This window comes from Agromyces sp. Marseille-P2726 (assembly GCF_902809835.1).
Taxonomy (GTDB): domain Bacteria; phylum Actinomycetota; class Actinomycetes; order Actinomycetales; family Microbacteriaceae; genus Agromyces.
The window spans coordinates 150,510-171,811 of the sequence record NZ_CADDWM010000013.1; the positions used below are offsets into that span (position 1 = coordinate 150,510).

Genomic DNA, 21,302 nt, shown 5'->3' on the forward strand with positions numbered 1-21,302 from the left:
GAAGACGGGCTCCTACACCAGCGTCGAACGGTACGCGGCGCAGATCGACAGAAGGTCGGATTACGCCGGGAATGAACCACACCCCCAATCAGTTGTAGCTACAACAAGCGTCGACCACCGCACCACGTCACGACAGGGAAGAGCCCATGACCGTCACCGAAACCGCCACCGCAACCGCCACCACCCAGGCCACTGCGCCCGACCGCGTGCTCAACGCGCAGACCGGTATGGATGCCGTCACCCTTCGCGTCGGCGACCTCGACCTCATGTCCTCGTACTACACCGACGCGCTCGCGCTGCAGCCGCTCGAGGAGCGCTCGCGGGGCGCCGAGGTGCATCGCGTGCTTGGTCGAGGTGCGACGCCGATGGTGCGCCTGATCTCCACGCCGGGGCTGCCCGGCGTCGACCCCCGCCAGGCCGGCCTGTTCCACACGGCGTTCCTCTTCGACGACGCGCCGGCGCTCGCCGCGACGGTGCTGCGTGCCGCGCAAGACCCACGCAGCCGATTCGCCGGGTCGAGCGACCACCTCGTGAGCGAGGCCTTCTACTTCACCGACCCCGAGGGCAACGGCATCGAGCTGTACACCGACCGCGACCGTTCCGAGTGGCAGTACGCGAACGGCGAGCTGCAGATGTCGACGCTGTTCCTCGACCCGAACGCGTACCTGCAGCGTCACCTCGACCAGAACACGGTCGACGCCGTGGCCAGCAAGGCGGGCAAGGTCGGCCACGTCCACCTGCAGGTGGGGGATGTCGCGACCGCGCGTGCCTTCTACGTCGACGCGCTCGGCTTCGAGACCACCGTCGCCAGCTACCCCGGCGCGCTCTTCGCCGCGGCCGGTGGCTACCACCACCACGTCGCCATGAACGTCTGGAACAGTGCAGGCGCCGGACCGCGCGCCGCGAGCCTCGGCCTCGGCGACGTGGCCATCACCGTGCCCGGTCGCGACGACCTCGACGCACTCGCCGCGCGACTGACGCATCGCAAGATCCAGTTCGCCGACGACGGCCGCTCCATCGTGGTCGTCGACCCGTGGGGCACCCAGGTCACCGTGTCGCTGCCCGGCGCGAACGTTGAGGAGGTGCTGGCTCGATGACCCTGCACGCCGTCACCTCCGAGAACTGGTCGGTGGATGCCGCGCCGGCCGTCGCTCTCTTCCTGCACGGCTACGGCTCGAACGAGCGCGACCTCGCGGCGCTCTCCGCCGCCCTGCCCGAGGGGATGCCGTGGGCGTCGTTGCGAGCTCCGCTGCAGGTCGGGCAGGCCGGGTTCGCCTGGTTCCAGATCACCACGCCCGGCAACCCCGATCCGGCAGCGGTCGAAGTCGCCACCGACGCGATCTGGGCGTGGGTGGATGCCTCGCTGTCACCCGAGACCCGAGTCGTGCCGATCGGCTTCTCGCAGGGTGGGCTCATGGCGTCGCAGCTCCTGCGCACCGCTCCCGAGCGGGTGCTTGCGCCGGTGATCCTCGGCGGCTTCGTGCAGGCGGGCGAGCAGCCGGCCGACGCACAGCTGCGCGAGGAACGCCCGCTGGTGTTCTCGGGCCGCGGCTCCGTGGATCACGTCATCGCCGAAGCGGCCGTGGCGCGCACGGAGGCGTGGCTGCCCGAGTACACGACGCCGACCTCGCGTCTCTACCCCGGACTCGGCCACGGGATCGACGGGCGCGTGCTCGCCGACGTGCAAGCGTTCCTCGCCGAGCAGCTCGCGACGGTGCGCTGATGAGTGAGGATGCCTCGCGCCGGCCGTTCGAGATCGGCATCTTCACCTTCGGTGAGCTGTCGCGCGAGGCGAACGGCGCCTTCGGCGACCCGCGAGCCCGCCTCGAGCAGATTCTCGAGTGGGCACGATTCGCCGACGAGGCCGGGCTCGACGTCTTCGGCGTCGGTGAGCACCACCGTCCCGACTTCGCCGTGTCATCCCCGCAGATGGTGCTGGCCGCCGCCGCCCGCGAGACCGAGCGCATCCGGCTGACGAGCACGGTGACCGTGCTGTCGAGTGCCGACCCGGTGCGGTTGTTCGAAGAGTGGGCGACCCTCGACCTGCTGAGCGCCGGCCGTGCCGAGATCACCGCGGGCCGCGGCGCGTACGTCGAGTCCTTCCCCCTGTTCGGGCAGGAACTCGGTCGCTACGACGAGTATTTCGAGGACCGTCTGGGCCTGCTCCTCGAGTTGCGCGAGAACAACCCCGTCACCTGGACGGGCACGACGCGGGAACCGCTGGATGACGCCGGGATCTGGCCACGCCCGATCCAGGAGCAGCTGCCCGTCTGGATCGCCGTCGGCGGCACTCCGGAATCGGCCTTCCGCGCCGGGCATCTCGGCCTCCCGATGTACCTCGCCATTCTTGGAGCACCCGCGCGTTTCCGCGGACTCGCCACGTTGCACCGCGAGGCCGCGGCTCGTGCTGGTCATCCGGAACCGCAGCTCGGCGTGACCTCGCACTTCCACGCGGGCGACACATCTCAGAGCGCGCGCGACACGTTCTTCCCGCACTACGCCGCCTACTTCGCCGAGAACATGCCTCGAAGCGGGCGACTCGACCGCGAGACGCTGGACGCCTGGGCCGGACCCGGCGGGGCCCTGTTCGCCGGAAGCCCGGCCGAGATCGTCGACAAGATCCTGTGGGAACACGAGATGCTCGGCCACAGCCGCTTCCTCGCCCAGGTCGGCCTGGGCGGGCTGGATCAGCGCGAGACACTGCGCTCGATCGAGCTGCTGGCCACCGAGGTGGTTCCCGAGGTGCGCGCGGCCCTCCGGACCCCGGCCGCAGTCTCGGGCTGAGGCAGGCGACGACGAACCGTCACGTCGAGGACGTGCGTGGCACCGAGGAGAACGCGCGCCGGCCCAGGGGGTCACGCTCCGCGAGCTTCCCCACCACACGGGACAGCCGCGGCATCGTCGCGTTCACGGCGGAGGCCAGGTCCGACATGCGCAATGAAGCGCCCTCCGCCTGCTGCAGGGTGCCGAGCACCAGGAATTCGAAGTGCGTGATGCCCGACTCCGCCTGCAACTGCAGGTCGAGGGCCGAAGGCAGCAGTTCCGCGGTCCACACCAACGACAGCCATGCCCGGGACTCGAGCGCATCCATGCGCGGGGCCTGATACGTCATCATCGCGAGTCTATGTCGGTGGTCGACCGAGGTCTGCGAAGCATCCGGGGCGCATGCGACGACCGCTCACGGCCGGCGCCCCCTCATGTCACAATCGCACGGTCTCGCCGGTCGTATGGAGTGAAGCAGTTCGTGTGAGAGATCACCCGACGCCCTCCACCGAAAGAGGACCGAAATGACCCTCGTACTTCGTACGCCAGAGGACTTTCGCATCGCCCGTCGACACCGTCGCATGCTCACCATGGCTGTCGCGGTCATCGTGCCGGTCATCGTGTGGGCTCTGGCCAGCGCCGCAGGCGCCGAGTTCGTCGTCGCGAATCCGCTCATCGGCACGCTCGAGATCGAATGGACGCTCCTGATCCTCAGCACCCTCCCCATCGCACTGGCGGCATGGGGTGTGCTGGCGGTGCTCGAGCGCCTCACCCGGCGCGCTCGAACGATCTGGACGATCGTTGCCGTCGCCGCGCTCGCACTGTCGGTGCTGCCGATCGCGTTCGTCGAGACGTCCGACAGCACGCGGGTGGCGCTCGGGATCATCCATGTCACCACCGGCCTGTTCCTGATCAGGATGCTCCGCCACGGCGCTCGCAACTGGTAGCCGGCGACCGACGACTTCGTTCCGGCCGTAGCGCGTGGGCCCGGACTGCGACCCGAGATAATAGACGCATGTCTTCCTCCGTCGAGCGCCGCTCCAATCCGACAGCCTGGGCCGCCTTCTGGTTCGCGCTGGCCGGCCTCGTGCTCATGCCCATCCCGCTGTTCATCGGACTGATTCTCGGCGGCGGCCTCTCCATCGTCGCCGCCGTGCTCACGGTGATCGCCCTCCTCAAGGGACTGTCGCGCAGCGGCAAGGGCATCGCGCCCGTCGTCTTCGCCGCGATCTTCATCGCGCTCACGTGGGGCGGCATCTCGGTCGGCGGCGGAACCATCTGGTAGTCGGCCGACCGGTGCGCCGCCGCCGGCATGCGGCTCAGTCGGCGGATGCTTCTGGCGGTGGGTCGTACATGAACTCGGGCCCGACGCCGTTGTCGTCGTCGATGAAGGACGCGTCAGTTGATGATGTCGCCTCGCTCATGAGCGCGGAGCGCGGCCAGCCGTTCTCTCCAGGCCCGCAGGGCTTCGGGAGTGAGGCGCGTCCAATCGGTGACCTCGCCCACGACCCGTAGTGGAGCGCTGCATCGGTACGAGCGGGTGGGGTTGCCGGGGAACTTCTTGTCTGTCACGTTCGGGTCGTTCTCGAACGGGCCGGTCGGCTCTACGATGTAGACCCGGGGGCCGCTTCACCGGGCGCGAGTTCTGCGGCGAGCCCGGCGCCGTCGGGAACCGCCGTGAAGTAGATGTGATTCATCACGATCTCGGGTCGGTAGTTCGACCGGTAGCCCGGCGTGAGGAGTTCGCCGCTCCGGAGGTCGGCCTTCGTGCCGTGGTAGAACGGCCCTTCGTCCAGTGTTTCGGCCACGGAAGAAAGCCTAGGCCGTGGCGGTCATTCGACGAGCTTGCCGACCGTCGAGACCTCGCGCATGAGCGCCGCGATCTCCTCGGGGATCGGCGGGATCTCCTCGCGGGTCACGCCGGTCGAGGGCGACCAGACGAGGTTGACCTGCAGCGCGGCATCCGTCTCGGGGTAGTCGCTGCGGTTGTGGGCCCCGCGGGTCTCGCGGCGTTCGAGCGCCGCCTCGAGGGTGGCCCGAGCCGCCATTGCCGCCGACTTGAGGTCGAAGGCGTGGGCGAGGTCCTGGTAGCCGGCGAGGTCGGGGTGCACGCCGACGTGCTGCATGCGCTCCTCGATCGCGTCGAGCTCGGCGAGGCCGGTGAGCAGGCCCTGCTCGTCGCGAACGACGCCCGCGTGCTCGGTCATGGTGTTGCGGATGGCGCGCTGCAGCGCTCGTACGTTCTCGGGCCCGTCTGCCGCCAGCAGCCCGTCGATCTCGTCGCGCGCCGCCGCCACCGCGGCTGCCGACCGCTTCTGCGCCGGCAGCCCGGCCGAGTACTCCGCCGCGGCCTGGCCCACGATGCGCCCGAACACGAGCAGCTCGATGAGCGAGTTGCCGCCCAGGCGGTTGGCACCGTGGAGGCCAGAGGATGCCTCGCCGATGGCGTAGAGGCCCGGGACATCCGTGCCGTGGTCCTGGGGTCGCACCCACACGCCGCCCATCGAGTAGTGCGCGGTGGGTGCGATCTCGATCGGCTGCTTCGTGATGTCGAGCATCTGCAGCTCGAGCATGGTCTGGTAGACGCGGGGGAGGCGCCGCATGATCGTCTCGCGGGGCAGGTGCGAGACATCCAGCCAGACACCGCCATTGGGCGTTCCGCGCCCCTCCTTGATCTCGGTGTAGGCGGCGAGGGCGACGCGATCTCGAGTCGACAGCTCCATCCGCTCGGAGTCGTAGCGAGCCATGAAGCGCTCGCCGAGGCCGTTGGTGAGGATGCCGCCTTCGCCGCGCGCCGCCTCGGAGATGAGGGTGCCGGCCGCGCTCTCGGGCTCGATGATGCCCGACGGGTGGAACTGCACGAGCTCGGGATCGCGCACGCGTCCGCCCGCCTCGACCGCGAGGCGCCACGAGTCGCCCGTGTTCTCGTCGCGCCGCGACGACGTGCGGCGCCAGATGCGGTTGTGTCCGCCGGCGGCGAGGATGACCGCGTCGGCGTGGATGAGGTAGCGCGTGCCGTCTTCGAGATCGAAGCCGTAGGCGCCGAAGACCGCGCCATCGTCGTTCACGAGGATGCGCGTGACGTAGACCGTGTCGAGGATCGGCACGGTCAGCTGGGCGGCTCGATTGACGAGGGTGCGCTGGATCTCGAGCCCGGTGTAGTCGCCGGCGAACGCGGTTCGGCGGTAGGTGTGCGCGCCGAAGAAGCGCTGCGAGATGCGGCCGTCGTCTTCGCGGGCGAACGGCATGCCGTAGCGCTCGAGGTCCTCGATGCCGCGGGCCGCACCCGAGGTCACGATCTCGACCGTGTGGGGGTTTGCGAGGAGGTAACTCTCCTTGAGGGTGTCGGCCGCGTGCTGCTGCCAGCTGTCGTCAGCGTCCATCGTGGCGAGGGCGGCGTTGATGCCGCCGGCCGCGAGCGAGGTGTGCGCGTCGGACTTCGGCCGTTTGCCGACGGCGAGCACGTCGACGCCCGCCTCGGCGAGTTCGATGGCGGCGCGCAGACCCGATCCACCCGTGCCGATGACCAGGACGGTCGTGGAGATCTGACGCTCAGTGGTACTCATGCCAACCACGGTAGGCTCGCGATTTCGATGAGTCCAATGCATCTTCGACGTGGGGACGATGCGAGTAAGCTATCGATGTGAACTTCGAGCAACTCCGGAGCTTCGTCGAGGTGGCCCGGTTCGGCAACTTCAGCCGGGCCGCCGAAGAGCTGTATCTCGCTCAGCCCTCGCTGAGCCGGCAGATCGCGGCCTTGGAGCGGGATCTCGGTGCCGAGCTGTTCCACCGCGCACGCGGCGGCAGCACGCTGACGGCCGCGGGCGAGGTGCTGCTGCCGCTCGCGCGTCGCATGCTCGCCGATGCCGAGTCGGTGCGACGCGAGCTCGCCGAACTCGCCGGCCTCGAGCGGGGGAGGGTGCGCATCGGTGCGACGCCGACGCTCAGCATCAGCCTCGCCGCCGAGGCGCTCAGCGAGTTCCACCGGGAGCATCCGGGCATCGAGCTGCACCTCTCCGAGCAGGGCTCGCGCCGCCTGCTCGACGAACTCGGCAGCGGCGAGCTCGATCTCGCCCTGGTCACCACCTCCCACGCGGCATCCGCCGCCGCGGCCGAGCGCTTCACCGTGACCCCGTTGCTCGTCGAGCAGCTCGTGGTCGTGTCATCCGCCGCCGAAGCCCCCATCACCAATCGCGACGCGATCAGGCTGGCGGATGTCGCAGGCCTGCCGCAGATCGTCTTCAGCTCGACCTACGACCTGCGCAGCACCACCGACGCGGCCTTCCGCGACGCCGACCTCATTCCCGAGGTGGTGCTCGAGGGCGCGGAGATGGACGCCGTGCTGCGGTTCGTCGAGCGCGGGCTCGGGGTCGCGATCGTGCCCGCGATGGTGCTCATCGACCGCCCCGGCCTGCGCTCGGTGCGGCTCGAAGAGCCGACGCTCACGCGGCTGATCAGTCTCACCAGGCCAGCGGATGTCGCGCCGACCGCTGCCGTCGACGTCATGCAGCGCACGATCGCGGCCACCGCCACGGCGTTCGCGGCCCGGGCGGGAAAGACGATGCGGCTCGCCTGATCGGTGGCCGCGTGACCTGCACGGGACTACCGTGAAGGCGTGTCCGTTCGCGAGACCGACGCACGCACCGCCCACGCCGACGGCGTCGAGCGCCTGCTCGCGAGCTACCGGGCCGTGCCGGCACGTGCCCCGGTGCGGCTCGCGAAGCCCACGTCGAACCTGTTCCGGCCACGTGCGAGGGCGGATGCCCCGGGGCTCGACACCTCAGGACTGACGCACGTGATCGCGGTCGACCCCGAGGCGCGCACGGCGGATGTCGCGGGCATGTGCACCTACGAGGACCTCGTCGCCGCGACCCTCCCGTTCGGGCTCACCCCGCTGGTCGTACCGCAGCTGAAGACCATCACGCTCGGCGGCGCAGTCACCGGGCTCGGTATCGAGTCAGCCTCGTTCCGCAATGGGATGCCGCACGAGTCCGTGCTCGAACTCGACATCCTCACCGGGGCGGGCGAGCTCGTCACGGCGTCGCCCGACGAGCACGTCGACCTGTTCCGCGCCTTCCCCAACTCGTACGGCACGCTCGGCTACGCGGTGCGCCTGCGCATCGAGCTCGAGCCCGTGCAGCCGTTCGTCGCCCTCACGCACCTGCGATTCCACGCGCTCGACGACCTCGTCGCCGAGATGGATCGGATCGTCGAGACCGGCGCCCACGACGGCGTGCGAGTCGACTACCTCGACGGCGTCGTGTTCAGTGCTGAGGAGAGCTACCTGTGCCTGGGCACGCAGACCGCGGCATCCGGCCCGGTGAGCGACTACACGCGACAGCGGATCTACTACCGCTCCATCCAGCACGACGAGGGAGCGCTCCCCGATCGTCTGACCATCGACGACTACCTCTGGCGGTGGGACACCGACTGGTTCTGGTGCTCGAAGGGGTTCGGCGCGCAGCACCCGCTCGTTCGGCGGCTGTGGCCGCGTCGATATCGGCGAAGCAGCTCGTACTGGAAGCTCATGCGTCTCGCACGGCGGTACGGCATCGGCGACAGGCTCGAGCGCCTCAAGCGCCGCCCGCCGCGTGAATGGGTCATCCAGGACATCGAGGTGCCGATCGGGCGAACCGTCGAGTTCCTCGACTGGTTCCTGGCCAATGTGCCGATCTCGCCGATCTGGCTGTGCCCGGTGCGCCTGCGCAACGACGACGGCTGGCCGCTGTACCCGCTGCGGCCCAACCAGACCTACGTCAATGTCGGCTTCTGGTCGACGGTTCCGGTCGGCGCGACCGAGGGCGAGACGAACCGCCGGATCGAGCGCGAGGTCGGCGAGCTCGACGGGCACAAGTCGCTCTACTCCGACGCCTACTACTCCCGGGAGGAGTTCGACGCGCGGTACGGCGGCGACGCCTTTCGCGCGGTGAAGGCGCGATACGACCCCGGCGGTCGACTCCTCGACCTCTATGCGAAGGCGGTGCAACGACGATGACGACGTTCAAGGACCGGGCGCCCGGAACGAGCGAGCCAGCGGCATCCGACCCTGCGTCGATTCCCGACGCGATATCGGGGGCGCCGGCAGATGACGGCAAGCTCGCCCTCGCCGAGATCCTCGAACTCCTGGCCGGCGGTAGGCTGCCCTTGCGGTTCACCGCGTACGACGGCAGCTCGGCCGGCCCGGCGGATGCCCCGTTCGGGCTCGAGCTGACGTCGCCACGGGGCACGACCTACCTCGCCACGGCTCGCGGCGACCTCGGCCTCGCCCGCGCCTACATCGCCGGCGACATCGAGATCCACGGCGTGCACCCCGGCGACCCGTACGAGCTGCTCAAGGCGCTCGCCGACGAGCTCGTGTTCCGGATGCCGCCGCCGAAGACGATGGCCCGGATCGTTCGGTCCATCGGGGTCGAACACCTGCGGCCGATCGCCCCGCCGCCCCAGGAGGTGCCGCCGCGCTGGCGCCGCCTGGCCACCGGACGCCGACACAGCAAGACTCGAGACGCCGAGGTGATCCACTACCACTACGACGTGTCGAACACCTTCTACGAGTGGGTGCTCGGGCCGTCGATGACGTACACGTGCGCGTGCTACCCGAGCGCCGAGGCATCCCTCGACGAAGCGCAGGAGAACAAGTACCGCCTCGTGTTCGAGAAGCTGCGGCTCGAACCGGGCGACCGGCTGCTCGACGTCGGATGCGGCTGGGGCGGCATGGTGCGCTATGCCGCTCGTCGTGGCGTCCACGCGGTCGGCGTGACCCTCTCGCAGGAACAGGCGAGGTGGGGGCAGCGCGCGATCGCCGACGAAGGCCTGGCCGACCTGGCCGAGGTGCGCTTCGGCGACTACCGCGACATCCGTGAGACCGGCTTCGACGCGGTGTCGTCGATCGGGCTGCTCGAGCACATCGGCGTGAAGAACTACCGGTCGTACTTCCGCTTCCTGAAGTCGCGGCTGCGCTCGGGCGGGATGCTGCTGAACCACTGCATCACGCGCCCCGAGAACAAGGCCGAGCCTACGACCCACGGGTTCATCGACCGCTACGTCTTCCCCGACGGCGAGCTCACCGGCTCGGGCCGCATCATCACGGAGGCGCAGAACGCCGGCCTCGAGGTGCTGCACGAGGAGAACCTCCGCCCGCACTATGCGCTGACCCTGCGCGACTGGTGCGCGAACCTCGTCGCGCACTGGGATGAGGCCGTCGAGGAGGTCGGGCTCGAGAAGTCCAAGGTCTGGGGGCTCTACATGGCCGGGTCGCGCCTCCAGTTCGAGCGCGGCGGCATCCAGTTGCACCAGGTGCTCGCGGTCAAGCCCGACGAGCAGGGCGGCGTCGGCGACCTTCCGCTGCGACCGTGGTGGACGCCGTAGAGGCGCTGGTCGATCGCCCGGGCTGCGGTCGGTGGGCTCGAAGCGCTGCCGCCCGCTGGCGGGACGACCATGCGGCCCGCCAGCGCTTGACAGTGCGGAACGTGCGAATCAGACTGCGGGTACACGTTCCTGGGGGAAGTGGTCGTGATGCAAGGGGTACATGAAGGGCTGCGCGCGACCCGCGGTGTCGCGACGGTCACCGGAATCGCCGCGGCGATCGCGCTCGTGCTCGGGCTCGGAGCCGCACCGGCGATGGGAGCGGGGCCCGACACCGGCTTCGTGCAGCCGTACGCCGGGACGCCGGAGTACGAGAAGTGGGCGCCGAAGCAGGCTCCGAGCACGCCGCTGATCAACCGGCCGCTCGGTCAGGCACAAGCGGATCAGATCGCGCGCAAGCTGGGGCTCGACAAGAGCCGCGTCTTCACCGAGGAGCAGTACCTGCTCTTCATCAGTGGCGGAGGGATCGGCGGTGAGCCCGAGTGGGCGAAGCTGGTCGACGAAAGCGTTCGCATCTTCACGAACACCAACGGTCGTCCGCTCATCTCCAACGTCGACGGCACGCCGACGCCGACCGTGCTGGCCAGCTACGGACTGTTCGTCAACCCCGACGGGATCCTGATGAGCCTCGCGAACGACGCTGCACCCACGAAGCAGGTGAACCCCGTCCTCGTGCCGGTCGTGGGGTACCTGGCGAGATGGTGCAGGCACAACGGTTGCGAGGACTCCCTGAAGATGCTCTACGAGGACTCGGCCTATCCGTCTGAGCTCGTCTTCGGAAACGAGGCCCAGCAGCTGGGCGCCCCGGTCCAGCTCGTGCCCAACGACAAGCGCGGCCGGCAGACGACCGTCGGCATGTCGATGGCGCCGTCGATCTGGATCGTCAACTTCGTGCTGCTCTACGTGCTGAGACCCGAGGTGGCGGCGCGGATGCCCGCCTGGTGGACGCCCATTCCCGACGACGTGGTGCAGGCGCTCGAAGCGAGTGGCGGCCAGGTGCCGTACGGTGACTTCGCTTCGTCATTCCGCCGCTGAGCGCCTGGCATCATCGGTCGCGGCCACCAGCACCTGACCGAGACGCGAGCGCGACGGGAGGCGTCAGGCCCGGGCGCCCACCACCTCCGCGGCCCGCAGCGTCCGCGCATAGTCCTCCTTCAGCACGGCGAGGTGGAACCAGGCCTCGGTGCGCATGACGCCGGGCAGCGCGCGGATCCGCTCGAGGCTTGCGTAGAGGGCGCCGGCCGACGGCTCGACGAGCGTCATGATCAGGTCGAACCGGCCGAGCGTGCGCGCGGCGAAGTCGACCCCGCGCCAGGAGCGGATCGCGTCGACGATCGCATCGTCGTCGCCGGCGAGGTTCATGCCGACGCCGAGTGAGAGCTGCCGATGGGCGAGTCCACGTGCCTCGACGGCGCTGATCTTGATCACGCCGGCCGCGATGAGCCGATCGACCCGCGTCGCGACCGCCGACGGCGAGAGACGCACGGCCTCTCCGAGCGCCCGGAAGCTCGTGCGGCCGTCACGTTGCAGGTGCTCGATGAGGCCCGCGTCGGTCGCGTCGATCCGGATGCCGCCGCGATACTCCGAGACGAAGAAGCCCTTGATCACCGTCGAGTAGATGAGGGTGTTGATGTCGGCGACACCCGGCAGCGACCGGATCTGCTCGAGGAGGCGGTGCAACGCGGGCATCGAGCCGAGCCGGATCTCGGTGACGAGGTCGTGCACGCCGCCCACCGCCGAGACGAGCACCGTCTCGCCCAGCCCGCGCAGGTGCTCGGCGACCGGCTCGGTGGTGCCGTCAGTGCGGATCGACACATGCGCGAGCACGTTCTGGCCGAGGAACTCGGGATCGACGGCGGCGATCACGCGCACCGTTCCGTCGGCGAGCATCGCCCGCAGGCGTGCCGAGACCCCGGCCCGCGAATGCCCGAGTCGAGCGGCGAGGTCATGGATGCTCGCCCGGCCGTCGTCTTGCAGGGCGCGGATGAGCTCGGCATCGAAATTCACCATGGTTTACTCGATCCGCTCAGATTCCCACGAACGTGCGTGACGCTCGCCATATCTCCAGTGTAGGCGGCGCGCGAGTGCACGTGCAGCAGAGATGTGCACTCCCGCCAAAGCAAAAGCGCAGTCCGCGAGGGCCTCGCGCTGGAGTTCCGTGCTTGCCGTCGCGCTCGGGTGCTCGTAGCATCCGAATCGTCGCCCCGTTCGCCGGCCACCTCGACCGGCATCACCCACCCGCAAAGGAGCGGTCATGACCTCAACGCACAGCAGGGCCCGGCGCGCCGGCTTCGCGGCCTTCGTCGGCACGACGATCGAGTGGTACGACTTCTACGTCTACGCCACCGCAGCGGCGCTCGTCTTCGGCCCCCTCTTCTTCCCCAGCGAGGATCCCCTCGCCGAGACGGCTGCCGCGTTCGCCACATTCGCGGTCGCCTTCGTCGTCCGCCCCTTCGGCGGCATCCTGTTCGGGCACATCGGCGACAAGCTCGGCCGTCGCGTGTCGCTCGTCATCACGCTGCTGTTGATGGGCGTCGCGACCGTGCTCGTGGGCTGCCTGCCGACGTACGAGGTCATCGGCATCTGGGCGCCGATCATGCTCATCCTCCTGCGCGCGCTCCAGGGTCTCGCGGTCGGCGGCGAGTGGGGCGGCGCGGTGCTCATGAGCGTCGAGCACGCGCCCGAGAAGTCGAAGACGTTCTACGGCGGCTTCACGCAGCTCGGCAACCCGGCCGGCGCATTGCTCGCCTCGGGCGTGTTCGCGCTCATGACCCGATTCGGCGACGACTTCATCATCAACGGCGGATGGCGCATCCCGTTCCTGCTCTCGATCGTGCTGATCGGCGTGGGCCTCTGGGTGCGGTACCGCGTCGAGGAGACGCCGGTCTTCGAGCAGAAGGTCGAAGGCCGCAAGCAGTCGATGCCGCTCGCATTCGCACTCCGCCGCAACTGGAAGCCGATCCTGCTCGGCATCGGCCTGCTGCCGATCTCGACCGGCGGCTATTACCTCGCCACCACCTTCGCCACCGCCTACGCGACCGGGGAGCCGATCTCCATCAGCGAGCAGGTAATCCTCGACGCGATGACGATCGCCTCGTTCGTCGAGTTCGTGGTGACGCTGCCGGTCGCCTGGCTCGGCGACAAGTGGGGCCGCAAGAACGTCATGTACATCGGGCTCGTCACCTCCGTGCTCACGTTCGCGCCGTTCATGCTGGTGCTGCCCGGCAGGATCGAGCCGCTCATCTTCCTGCTCGCCTCGCTCGTGCGTATCGCGATGAGCGCCACGTACGCGCCGATCGCCGCCATCCTCGCCCAGATGTTCCGCCCCCAGGCGCGGTACACCTCCATCGCGCTGGCGTACGGCGTCGGCGCCGCGATCTGGGCCGGCTTCTCGCCGTGGTTCGCCACGCAGCTCATCGCGTGGACCGACAACATCTGGTCGGTCATCGCGATGTTCACCGGCATGGCCATCCTCGCCGGCATCTGCACGAAGCTCGCGCCGCAGCATTCGGATGAGGCGCCGGTCACGGCCTCGTTCAACGCTCGCACCGACACGACGGCGAACCCGACGGCATGAGGAAGCTCACCGCCTTCGACCGGCCGGCGCAGACCGCGCCGCGCCTCGTGACCGCCCGCGCCATCCACACCGTCGACCCGGCGTCGACGACGGCGACGGCCATGCTCCTCGACCGCGGACGCATCCTCGCGATCGGCTCCGCGGCTGACTGCGAGGCGGCGGCGGATGCCGCGGGGCTGGCGCCCGAGCGCATCGACCTCGGCGACGCGGTCGTCGTCCCCGGCTTCATCGATCCCCACGCGCATCCGCTGATGTACGGGCAGATGATGACGTGGGTCGACTGCGGGCCGGCGAAGGCGGGGAGCATCCCCGAGATCGTCGCCCTGCTGAAGGCCGCGGCGGACGAGCTGCCCGAGGGGCGACCGGTGCGCGGCTACGGCTACGAGCACCGCAATCTCGTCGAGCAGCGGCATCCGACCCGCTTCGAGCTCGACGAGGTCGCGACCGATCGCGAGGTGTACCTCATGAACGCCTCGGGGCACGGTGGCGTCGTGAACTCGTACACCCTCGATGTGAACGGCGTCGACCGCGAGACGCCGAACCCCGAGGGCGGGGAGTTCTTCCGCGACGCCGAGGGCGAGCTCACGGGTGAGTTGTCGGATGCCGCGTGCAATATCCTGACCGGTGTGCACGGCGTGAAGATCGGCCACCACGGGCCGAACTTCCACTTGGCCGACGAGCCCGAGGAGCACCTGCGCCAGCTCGACCTCGCGACGCAGCGGTTCCTCGCGGGCGGGGTCACCACGATCGGCGACGCGCAGGTGTCGCGACGCGAGTTCGACATGTACCTGCGATCGGCCGAGGCCGGCCGGCTCGAGCTGCGGGTGTCGATGTACCTGCTCTCGCACCTGCTCGACGATGCCCTCGACATGGGGCTCGTCGGTCAGTTCGGCAACGCGCACCTCAGCTTCGCGGGCATCAAGCTCTACGCCGACGGCACCCTCGGCGGGTGGACCGCGTACTTCCCCGACGGCTACGTCGGCGACCCGTGTCGCACCGGCCAGCTCTACCACGAGCCCGCGGAGTACGCCGAGCTGGTGCGCAGGGCGCACGCGGCCGGCCTGCAGACGGCGACGCACGCGCAGTCGCCGACGGCGATCGAGATGGTCGTCTCGGCGATCGAGGCGGCCCTCGCCGAGCGGCCCGACGACGACGCGCGACACCGCATCGAGCACTGCGGACTGCCGACGCCCGAGCAGATCGTGCGCATGGCGGCGGCGGGTATCCGCCCCGTGAACCAGCCGCAGCACTACTACAACTGGGGCGAGGGCGTCGAGGAGGCCATCGGCACTCCGGGCGAGCGGTTCAACCCGCTCGGCGAGTTCGAGGCGGCGGGCGTGCCGATCACGATCTCCTCGGATGCCCCGGTCGCCGACCCCATCCCGCTCGAAGCGATCCAGACCGCCGTGACGCGGGTCACGCGACGCGGCCACCAGCTCGGATCCGACGACCTGCGCGTCTCGGCAGAGGCCGCCCTGCGTGCGCACACGTACGAGGGCGCGGTGTCGCTCGGGCGCGAGGACGACCTCGGCTCGCTCGAGGTCGGCAAGTACGCCGACTTCGCCGTGCTCGCCGACGACCCGCTCGCCGTCGCACCCGAGCGCATCGCGCAGATCGCCGTGCTCGAGACGTGGGTCGGCGGAGAGCCGCGTCACCGCGCGGCGTGACGAAGGGGGCCCACCCATGACGATGACGGATGCGCCGGTCGACCTCGCCGCACCGTACGCCGACACGGCGGGCCGCGCCGTGCTCGAGACCATCCGCGCCTACGGGGTGACGACGGTGTTCGGCATCCCGGGCACGCACAACCTCGAGTTGTACCGTCCGCTCGCCGACCTCGGAATCCGGGCGGTCACCAACCGGCACGAGCAGGGTGCGGGCTACGGCGCCGACGGATGGGCGCAGCAGACCGGCCTCCCGGGTGTCGTCATCACGACGTCGGGGCCAGGACTGCAGAATGCGATGAGCGCGATCGGCACGGCGTTCTGCGAGTCGCGCCCACTGCTCGTGCTCTCACCGGGCGTGGCGCTGGGCGACGAGTTCCGCGATGTCGGCACCCTGCACGAGACGAAGGATGCCTCGGCCATGGTGGGCGCGATCGCCGAGTGGTCGCGGCGGGTCAAGAGCGCGGCCGAGGCGGTCGATGCGGTGCACGCCGCCTTCGAGCTGTTCCGCACCGGCCGCCCGCGGCCCGTGCACATCGAGATTCCGCTCGACGTGCTCGAGGCGCCGGCCGAGGTGCCCGCCGGCGCTCGGGCGGCCCGCCCTGCTCGGGCACCGGCCGTAGGGGATGCCGCGGCGATCCGCGCGGCCGCCGAGCTCATCGCGGGCGCCCGATCGCCCGTCATCATCGCCGGCGGCGGTGCGACGCGCGCCGTACGCGAGGTCACCGCGCTCGCCGAGCGGCTCGGGGCGCCGGTGCTCACGACGCTCAACGGCAAGGGAACCGTCGACGAGCGCCATCCGCTCTCGCTCGGCTCGAACCTGCGCCTGGCCGCGGCGCGCGAGGTCGCCGAGGCCGCCGACGTGCTGATCGTACTCGGCTCGAAGCTCGGTGAGGCCGAACTCTGGGCGCCCGCGCTCGAGGCGCGCGGCCGCGTCGTGCGCGTGGACCGCTCGGCTGCGCAGCTGCACAAGAACCTCGAGGCGACGGTCGGCATCCTCGGCGACTGCGCGCCGGTCGTGGCCGAGCTGCTTGCGGCGCTGCCCGTGGAGACGCGCCCGGTTCCCGACCTGTCGGCCCCACGTCGGGCGATCGCGGAGGAGACCGCGGCGGCGGCGCCATCGACGGTCGCGCTCGCCGAGCGCATCTCGGAAGCGCTGCCCGACGACGCGATCGTCGCGGGGGACTCGTCGCAGATCGTGTACCTCGCGCTCGCGAACGTGCTGCGCTGCGCCCGACCGCACTCCCTGCTCTACACACCCACCTACGCGACGCTCGGCTACGGGCTGCCCGCGGCGATCGGCGCTCGCGTCGCCCAGCAGGACCGACCGGTGGTCGCCGTGCTCGGCGACGGCGCCCTGATGTTCGCGGTCAACGAGCTCGTCACCGCGGTCGAGCAGCGTCTCGACCTGACCATCGTGTGCGTCGACAACGGCGGCTACGGCGAGATCCGCCAGAACGAGCTCGACCGGGGCATGCAGCCGATCGGCGTCGACCTGGTGCAGCCCGACTGGGCGGCGCTGGCGAACGCCTTCGGGGCCCGTGGCCGGCGCGTCGACGACCTCGCCGCCGTCGCCGACGCGATCCGCGACGCGATCGCTGAAGGTGGCGTGCAGCTCGTACATGTGCCGCAGGCGCAGGAGTGATCGCGCACCCGCCTCGCTTGACCCACCCACCGGAAGGAACTCGAGATGCACTCCTCGAACACCGATGACACGGATGCCACGGCCCCTGTCGGCGCGGCCGACACGTCGGGCGCGGGCACCGGATCGAGGCATCCGGTCGGGCCCGTCGACGCCAGCCTGGTGCCGCGTTTCGCGGGCATCGCCACGTTCGCGCGCCTCCCACGACTCGAGGACGTCGAGCGCGCCGACATCGCCGTGGTGGGCGTGCCGTTCGACAGCGGCGTGAGCTACCGCCCGGGTGCGCGCTTCGGACCGGCGCACGTGCGCGAGGCATCCCGTCTGCTGCGGCCCTACAACCCGGCGCAGGACATCTCGCCGTTCGCGACGCAGCAGGTCGCCGACGCCGGCGACCTCGCGGTGAACCCCTTCAGCATCGACGAGGCCGTCGCCGAGATCGAGCGGGGTGCGCGGGCGCTCGACGACCGCGCCGACCGGCTCGTCGTCATCGGCGGCGACCACACCATCGCCCTCCCGCTGCTGCGTGCGGTGCACGCGAAGCACGGCCCGGTCGCCGTGCTGCACTTCGACGCGCACCTCGACACGTGGGACACCTACTTCGGGGCTCCGGTGACGCACGGCACGCCGTTCCGCCGGGCGTCGGAGGAGGGGCTCATCGACCTCACCGCGAGCATGCACGTCGGCACGCGCGGACCGCTCTACGGCGTGGAGGATCTCGCCGACGACGAGCGGCTCGGCTTCGCGATCGTCACGAGCGAGGACCTCGAGGAGCACGGCGTCCCCGCGGCGATCGAGCGCATCCGCGCCCGCATCGGGGACGCGCCGCTGTACATCTCGGTCGACATCGACGTGCTCGACCCTGCGCACGCGCCCGGCACAGGCACACCCGAAGCGGGTGGGATGACGAGCCGGGAGCTGCTGCGCATCCTGCGCGCGCTCGCGGATCGCCGCATCGTCGGGGCCGACATCGTCGAGGTGGCCCCCGCCTACGACCACGCGCAGCTCACGGGGGTCGCGGCATCACACGTGGCCTACGAGCTCATCAGCGCGATGGCGCCGCGGGACCCGGGGCCTCGGTAGGCCCTGGCTCTCCGTCGTCATGGCGGCGGTGCCGCATGCGAGACTGCACCGGTGACGGATATCGAGATGGCCCGCATCGCGGCCGGCACCGTCAACCTGCACGACGCGCGCCGCAAGGTGCGCTGGAGTGTCGAGCTCGAGTCGTTCGAGATCGGCGTGTTCCCGGTGACGCAGGAGCAGCTCGCGGAGTTGCTCGGCGAGACGGCGTCGCACCCGCGCCGGCCGGCGTCCGACGTGAGCTGGCTTCGCGCCATCCGATTCTGCAACGCGGCATCCGAGTGGGAGGGACTCGACCCCGCCTACACCTATGACGGCGAGGACGTCACCTGGCACGTCGACGCCGACGGATACCGGCTGCCGACCGAGGCGGAGTGGGAGTTCGCATGCCGTGCCGGCTCGACGGGCCCGCACTACGGTCCGCTCGACGAGATCGCCTGGACGAGCGCCGACGGCGTGACCACCCCACAGGACGTGGGTGGCAAGCATCCCAACCTCAACGGGCTGTTCGACACGCTCGGCAACGTGTGGGAGTGGTGCTGGGACCTGCTCGACCCGGCGCGGTACGACGAGTACCGGGTGTTCCGCGGGGGCGGGTTCGCCGATGACGCATGGAGCGTGCGCGCCTCGACGCGTCGCGGCGGAGCGCCGCGCATGCACCACGACGACGTCGGGTTCCGGGTCGCGCGAGGCGGCTTCGATGCGACGGATGCCGCGCAGGGATGGTCGGCGCAAGCCGACCTCGAGCGCGCCGAACTCGACGGGCCGACGCCGTTCGGCTGGACGCCGCGCCGCTGAGCGGCCGGACGCCGCGACGCTGAGCGGCCGGACGCCGCGACGCTGAGCGGCCGGACGCCAGCCACCCTCTTGGAATCCGGAACCCTCCTTGGACTCCTGAGCCGTTCCGGGATTCCTGAGCCGTTCCGGGATTCCTGAGCCGTTCCGGGATTCCTGAGCCGTTCCGGGACTCCTGAGCCCTTCCGGGACTCCTGAAAGCAAGGACACCGATTGCCTCGTCGGTATCAAGAACACGGATCCTGAACGTGCGAAATCCCTCGGCGCCGTCCTTCTTTTCAGGAGTCTCCGCGGCCGGACGCCGTCACCCGGCGCGGAGGACAGCGCGTCTACTTCACGACCCGGAACCGAAGGTGCGCTGCGGGTGCCGGCCGCACAACCTCTTCGCGGCGTCACCTCGGGCCTGGAGCGCGACCGGCTGAACCGATCGCTACGCCGTCGAGCCGGGCGCGCGCTCGTGCGCAGTGCGCGCCGCCTCGGCGGCTCGCTCTGCCCACTTCGGCGTCTCGCCGAAGCGCATCGGCGGCACGAGTCGGCCGGCGGCGCTGTCGTCGATGAGCTGCGCCAGTCGCCGCTCGCGAGTGGCCTCCTGCTTGGCCGAGAGCACCCAGTGCACGACTTGACGGCGATAGGTCGGGGTCGCGGCCTCGAAGAACGCGGTCGCCGCGGAATCGGCTGCCAGCTTCTCGGCGAACGCGGGCGGCAGCTCTCGAGCGGGGTTCTCGAAGGAGTAGACGCCCGACCGGTCGTCGCGCCGTCGCTCGAACGCGGCGATGCCGGCCGGATGCATGCGGCCCTCGGCGGTGAGTCGCTCGACGTGGGCGATGTTCACGGCCGACCAGTTGCTCGACGGCTTGCGCGGCGTCCACCGCTGGCGACGGGCATCGTCATCGATGCTCTGCGAGACCGAGTCGATCCATCCGAAGCAGAGTGCCTCGGGCACCGCCTGCTCCCACGTCAGCCCGCGATCGGGCACGTGCTTCTTGTACAGGCCCATCCACAACTCGGTCTCAGTGGCGTGGTTCGCCTCGAGCCATGCCCGGAACTCCTCGGGGCCCGAGAAGAAGATGGCGGGCCGCTCAGGGGTGCCGCCCGGCGTGCCGATCTCCGTCATGAGGAGAGTCTGCCAGTGACCTCCGTCATCACTGGGGCTGTCGACCGTTCGCGGCCCTATGCCGTTCGCTGCGCGGCGGGTACGCTGAGAGGACGGGTCGGCGACATGGACCTCGGACGAGCGGCCACGGGTCGGCCCCCACGGGCAACCGTGCACCAACGCCCGAACGGAGCAGGCCACCGATGTCCTGGGATGACGATTTCGACGCCGACGAATACGGCGTGCCCCGGGAGGGTCCGGCTCGCGGACGCGGGGCAGGATGGCGCGTCGCCCGGCGGGCGTTGGGGTACGCCGGCGCCGTCGTCGGCGTGGTCGCCCTGGCCGCCGGAGCGGTCTACGCCGTCAGCACGGTCGGGCTCGCGGCGAAGCCCGGAGGATTCTCGGCGCCGGCCGCCTATGGCCCGAGTGTCGCGCTTCCGCCCCTCGCCCCGCCGACCGCGCGTGCCGAGCAGGGCGGCGGCGGCCAGTCCGACACGCTGTCAGAGCAGCAACCAGCAGCCGTGTCGGAGTCTCCGCTGCCGTCGGTGCCGGTGGTCGATCCCGAGTGGACGTCCCGGATCGCCGAAGCCACCGGGATCCCGCAACGAGCCCTCCTGGCGTACGCGCTCGCCCACGTGGCCCTCGCCGAGGAGGAGCCCGAGTGCGGCATCGACTGGGCGACGATCGCCGCGATCGGTTCGGTCGAGTCGCGTCACGGAAGCCATGGCGGGAGAGCGCTCGACGAGAACGGCTCCGTGCAGCCGGCGATCATCGGCCGAGCCCTCGACGGCGACGGCGTGGCCAAGATCGCCGATACGGATGGCGGGCTCCTCGATGGGGACACCAGCTGGGACCGCGCGGTCGGGCCCATGCAGTTCATCCCCTCGACGTGGGCCAAGTGGGGCAGCGATGCCAACGGCGACGGCATGGCCGACCCGAACCAGATCGACGATGCCGCCCAAGCTGCCGCGCGGTACCTGTGCGCCTCGGGATCGATGACGAGCCCTGAGGGATGGCGAGCGGCCGTGTACTCGTACAACCACGACAACGACTATGTCGACAAGGTCGCCAGGGTCGCGAACGAGTACGCCGCGGCATCCTCAGGTTGAGGCGCTCGTCGGCCGGGAGCGGCCGTCGAGGATGCCCTGGGGGCCACCCCGGGATCGTATGCCCTCTTCGGCATGACTTCCGCATGTCGGAACACCCGCCATCGCCAGGTGCTCCAGATCCGGGGCGGAATCTCCGTATCGGCGGTTCGCATTTTGCCTGATCAACCCTGAATTCTGCCCGATATCCGAGGCGACGCCGCACAGTGCGCGGTCGGGGTTG

The 21,302-nt window shown here is 70.2% G+C and carries 19 protein-coding genes and 1 pseudogene; 15 read left to right on the forward strand and 5 right to left on the reverse strand.

Annotated elements, in window-relative coordinates; all coding sequences use genetic code 11:
* Nucleotides 1-146 precede the first annotated feature (146 nt).
* Genes HUS56_RS08755 through HUS56_RS08765 form a run of 3 tightly spaced genes read left to right on the forward strand, consistent with a single transcriptional unit; the run spans nucleotide 147 to nucleotide 2,784 of the window.
* Nucleotides 147-1,097, forward strand: coding sequence for a VOC family protein (locus HUS56_RS08755; RefSeq protein ID WP_173923022.1), 951 nt, complete (start codon nucleotides 147-149; stop codon nucleotides 1,095-1,097).
* Nucleotides 1,094-1,723: an alpha/beta hydrolase gene (locus HUS56_RS08760; protein ID WP_173923023.1), complete on the forward strand. Its 630-nt coding sequence runs from the start codon at nucleotides 1,094-1,096 to the stop codon at nucleotides 1,721-1,723. Before HUS56_RS08755 ends, HUS56_RS08760 begins: the two co-directional genes overlap by 4 nt.
* Nucleotides 1,723-2,784 (forward strand): LLM class flavin-dependent oxidoreductase, encoded by a 1,062-nt coding sequence (locus tag HUS56_RS08765; RefSeq protein WP_173923024.1) that lies wholly within the window; start codon nucleotides 1,723-1,725, stop codon nucleotides 2,782-2,784. The genes HUS56_RS08760 and HUS56_RS08765 overlap by 1 nt, the downstream gene beginning before the upstream one ends.
* Before the next feature lie 19 nt (nucleotides 2,785-2,803).
* Here HUS56_RS08765 and HUS56_RS08770 read toward each other — a convergent pair whose 3' ends face one another.
* Entirely contained in the window at nucleotides 2,804-3,091 is a 288-nt protein-coding gene (locus HUS56_RS08770; RefSeq protein WP_173923025.1) for a hypothetical protein, read from the reverse strand.
* Between the two features lie 196 nt (nucleotides 3,092-3,287).
* Here HUS56_RS08770 and HUS56_RS08775 point away from each other — a divergent pair, with 196 nt between their 5' ends.
* Both HUS56_RS08775 and HUS56_RS08780 read left to right on the forward strand, forming a co-directional pair.
* On the forward strand, nucleotides 3,288-3,710 hold the full coding sequence (locus HUS56_RS08775) for a DUF6069 family protein (protein ID WP_256368797.1): 423 nt from the start codon (nucleotides 3,288-3,290) through the stop codon (nucleotides 3,708-3,710).
* A gap of 68 nt (nucleotides 3,711-3,778) precedes the next feature.
* On the forward strand, nucleotides 3,779-4,048 hold the full coding sequence (locus tag HUS56_RS08780) for a hypothetical protein (protein WP_173923027.1): 270 nt from the start codon (nucleotides 3,779-3,781) through the stop codon (nucleotides 4,046-4,048).
* Between the two features lie 113 nt (nucleotides 4,049-4,161).
* Here the strand turns inward: HUS56_RS08780 and arr are convergent.
* Nucleotides 4,162-4,571: pseudogene (gene arr, locus HUS56_RS08785) on the reverse strand (NAD(+)--rifampin ADP-ribosyltransferase).
* Nucleotides 4,572-4,595: 24 nt separating this feature from the next.
* Nucleotides 4,596-6,329, reverse strand: a complete 1,734-nt coding sequence (locus HUS56_RS08790) for an L-aspartate oxidase (RefSeq protein ID WP_173923028.1) — start codon at nucleotides 6,327-6,329, stop codon at nucleotides 4,596-4,598.
* Between the two features lie 77 nt (nucleotides 6,330-6,406).
* On the opposite strand from HUS56_RS08790, the gene HUS56_RS08795 reads away from it, so the two are divergent.
* From HUS56_RS08795 to HUS56_RS08810, 4 genes are all read left to right on the forward strand, one after another.
* Entirely contained in the window at nucleotides 6,407-7,339 is a 933-nt protein-coding gene (locus tag HUS56_RS08795; protein WP_173923029.1) for a LysR family transcriptional regulator, read from the forward strand.
* A 39-nt stretch (nucleotides 7,340-7,378) separates the two neighbouring features.
* Nucleotides 7,379-8,758, forward strand: a complete 1,380-nt coding sequence (locus HUS56_RS08800; protein WP_173923030.1) for an FAD-binding oxidoreductase — start codon at nucleotides 7,379-7,381, stop codon at nucleotides 8,756-8,758.
* Complete coding sequence (locus tag HUS56_RS08805; RefSeq protein WP_173923031.1) at nucleotides 8,755-10,128, forward strand: class I SAM-dependent methyltransferase; 1,374 nt, start codon at nucleotides 8,755-8,757, stop codon at nucleotides 10,126-10,128. Before HUS56_RS08800 ends, HUS56_RS08805 begins: the two co-directional genes overlap by 4 nt.
* A gap of 147 nt (nucleotides 10,129-10,275) precedes the next feature.
* Nucleotides 10,276-11,160 carry a hypothetical protein gene (locus tag HUS56_RS08810; RefSeq protein WP_173923032.1) on the forward strand — a complete coding sequence of 295 codons (885 nt, stop codon included), beginning with the start codon at nucleotides 10,276-10,278 and terminating at the stop codon, nucleotides 11,158-11,160.
* A 63-nt stretch (nucleotides 11,161-11,223) separates the two neighbouring features.
* Here the strand turns inward: HUS56_RS08810 and HUS56_RS08815 are convergent, their stop codons facing one another.
* Nucleotides 11,224-12,135, reverse strand: coding sequence for an Lrp/AsnC family transcriptional regulator (locus HUS56_RS08815; RefSeq protein ID WP_254431370.1), 912 nt, complete (start codon nucleotides 12,133-12,135; stop codon nucleotides 11,224-11,226).
* 244 nt (nucleotides 12,136-12,379) lie between these two features.
* Between HUS56_RS08815 and HUS56_RS08820 the strand changes: the two genes are divergently transcribed.
* The 5 genes from HUS56_RS08820 to HUS56_RS08840 are packed head-to-tail and all read left to right on the forward strand — an operon-like array spanning nucleotide 12,380 to nucleotide 18,883.
* Nucleotides 12,380-13,702 carry an MFS transporter gene (locus HUS56_RS08820; RefSeq protein WP_173923033.1) on the forward strand — a complete coding sequence of 441 codons (1,323 nt, stop codon included), beginning with the start codon at nucleotides 12,380-12,382 and terminating at the stop codon, nucleotides 13,700-13,702.
* Entirely contained in the window at nucleotides 13,699-15,369 is a 1,671-nt protein-coding gene (locus HUS56_RS08825) for an amidohydrolase (protein WP_173923034.1), read from the forward strand. Before HUS56_RS08820 ends, HUS56_RS08825 begins: the two co-directional genes overlap by 4 nt.
* A gap of 22 nt (nucleotides 15,370-15,391) precedes the next feature.
* Nucleotides 15,392-17,011, forward strand: a complete 1,620-nt coding sequence (locus HUS56_RS08830) for a thiamine pyrophosphate-binding protein (protein ID WP_173923171.1) — start codon at nucleotides 15,392-15,394, stop codon at nucleotides 17,009-17,011.
* Between the two features lie 45 nt (nucleotides 17,012-17,056).
* Nucleotides 17,057-18,088, forward strand: coding sequence for an agmatinase (gene speB / locus HUS56_RS08835; protein ID WP_173923035.1), 1,032 nt, complete (start codon nucleotides 17,057-17,059; stop codon nucleotides 18,086-18,088).
* A 51-nt stretch (nucleotides 18,089-18,139) separates the two neighbouring features.
* Entirely contained in the window at nucleotides 18,140-18,883 is a 744-nt protein-coding gene (locus tag HUS56_RS08840) for an SUMF1/EgtB/PvdO family nonheme iron enzyme (protein WP_173923036.1), read from the forward strand.
* Nucleotides 18,884-19,310: 427 nt separating this feature from the next.
* Here HUS56_RS08840 and HUS56_RS08845 read toward each other — a convergent pair whose 3' ends face one another.
* Complete coding sequence (locus HUS56_RS08845; protein WP_173923037.1) at nucleotides 19,311-19,994, reverse strand: YdeI family protein; 684 nt, start codon at nucleotides 19,992-19,994, stop codon at nucleotides 19,311-19,313.
* Nucleotides 19,995-20,176: 182 nt separating this feature from the next.
* Here HUS56_RS08845 and HUS56_RS08850 point away from each other — a divergent pair, with 182 nt between their 5' ends.
* A complete protein-coding gene (locus HUS56_RS08850; protein WP_173923038.1) occupies nucleotides 20,177-21,082 on the forward strand; it encodes a lytic transglycosylase domain-containing protein in 906 nt (301 codons plus the stop codon).
* Nucleotides 21,083-21,302: the final 220 nt, after the last annotated feature.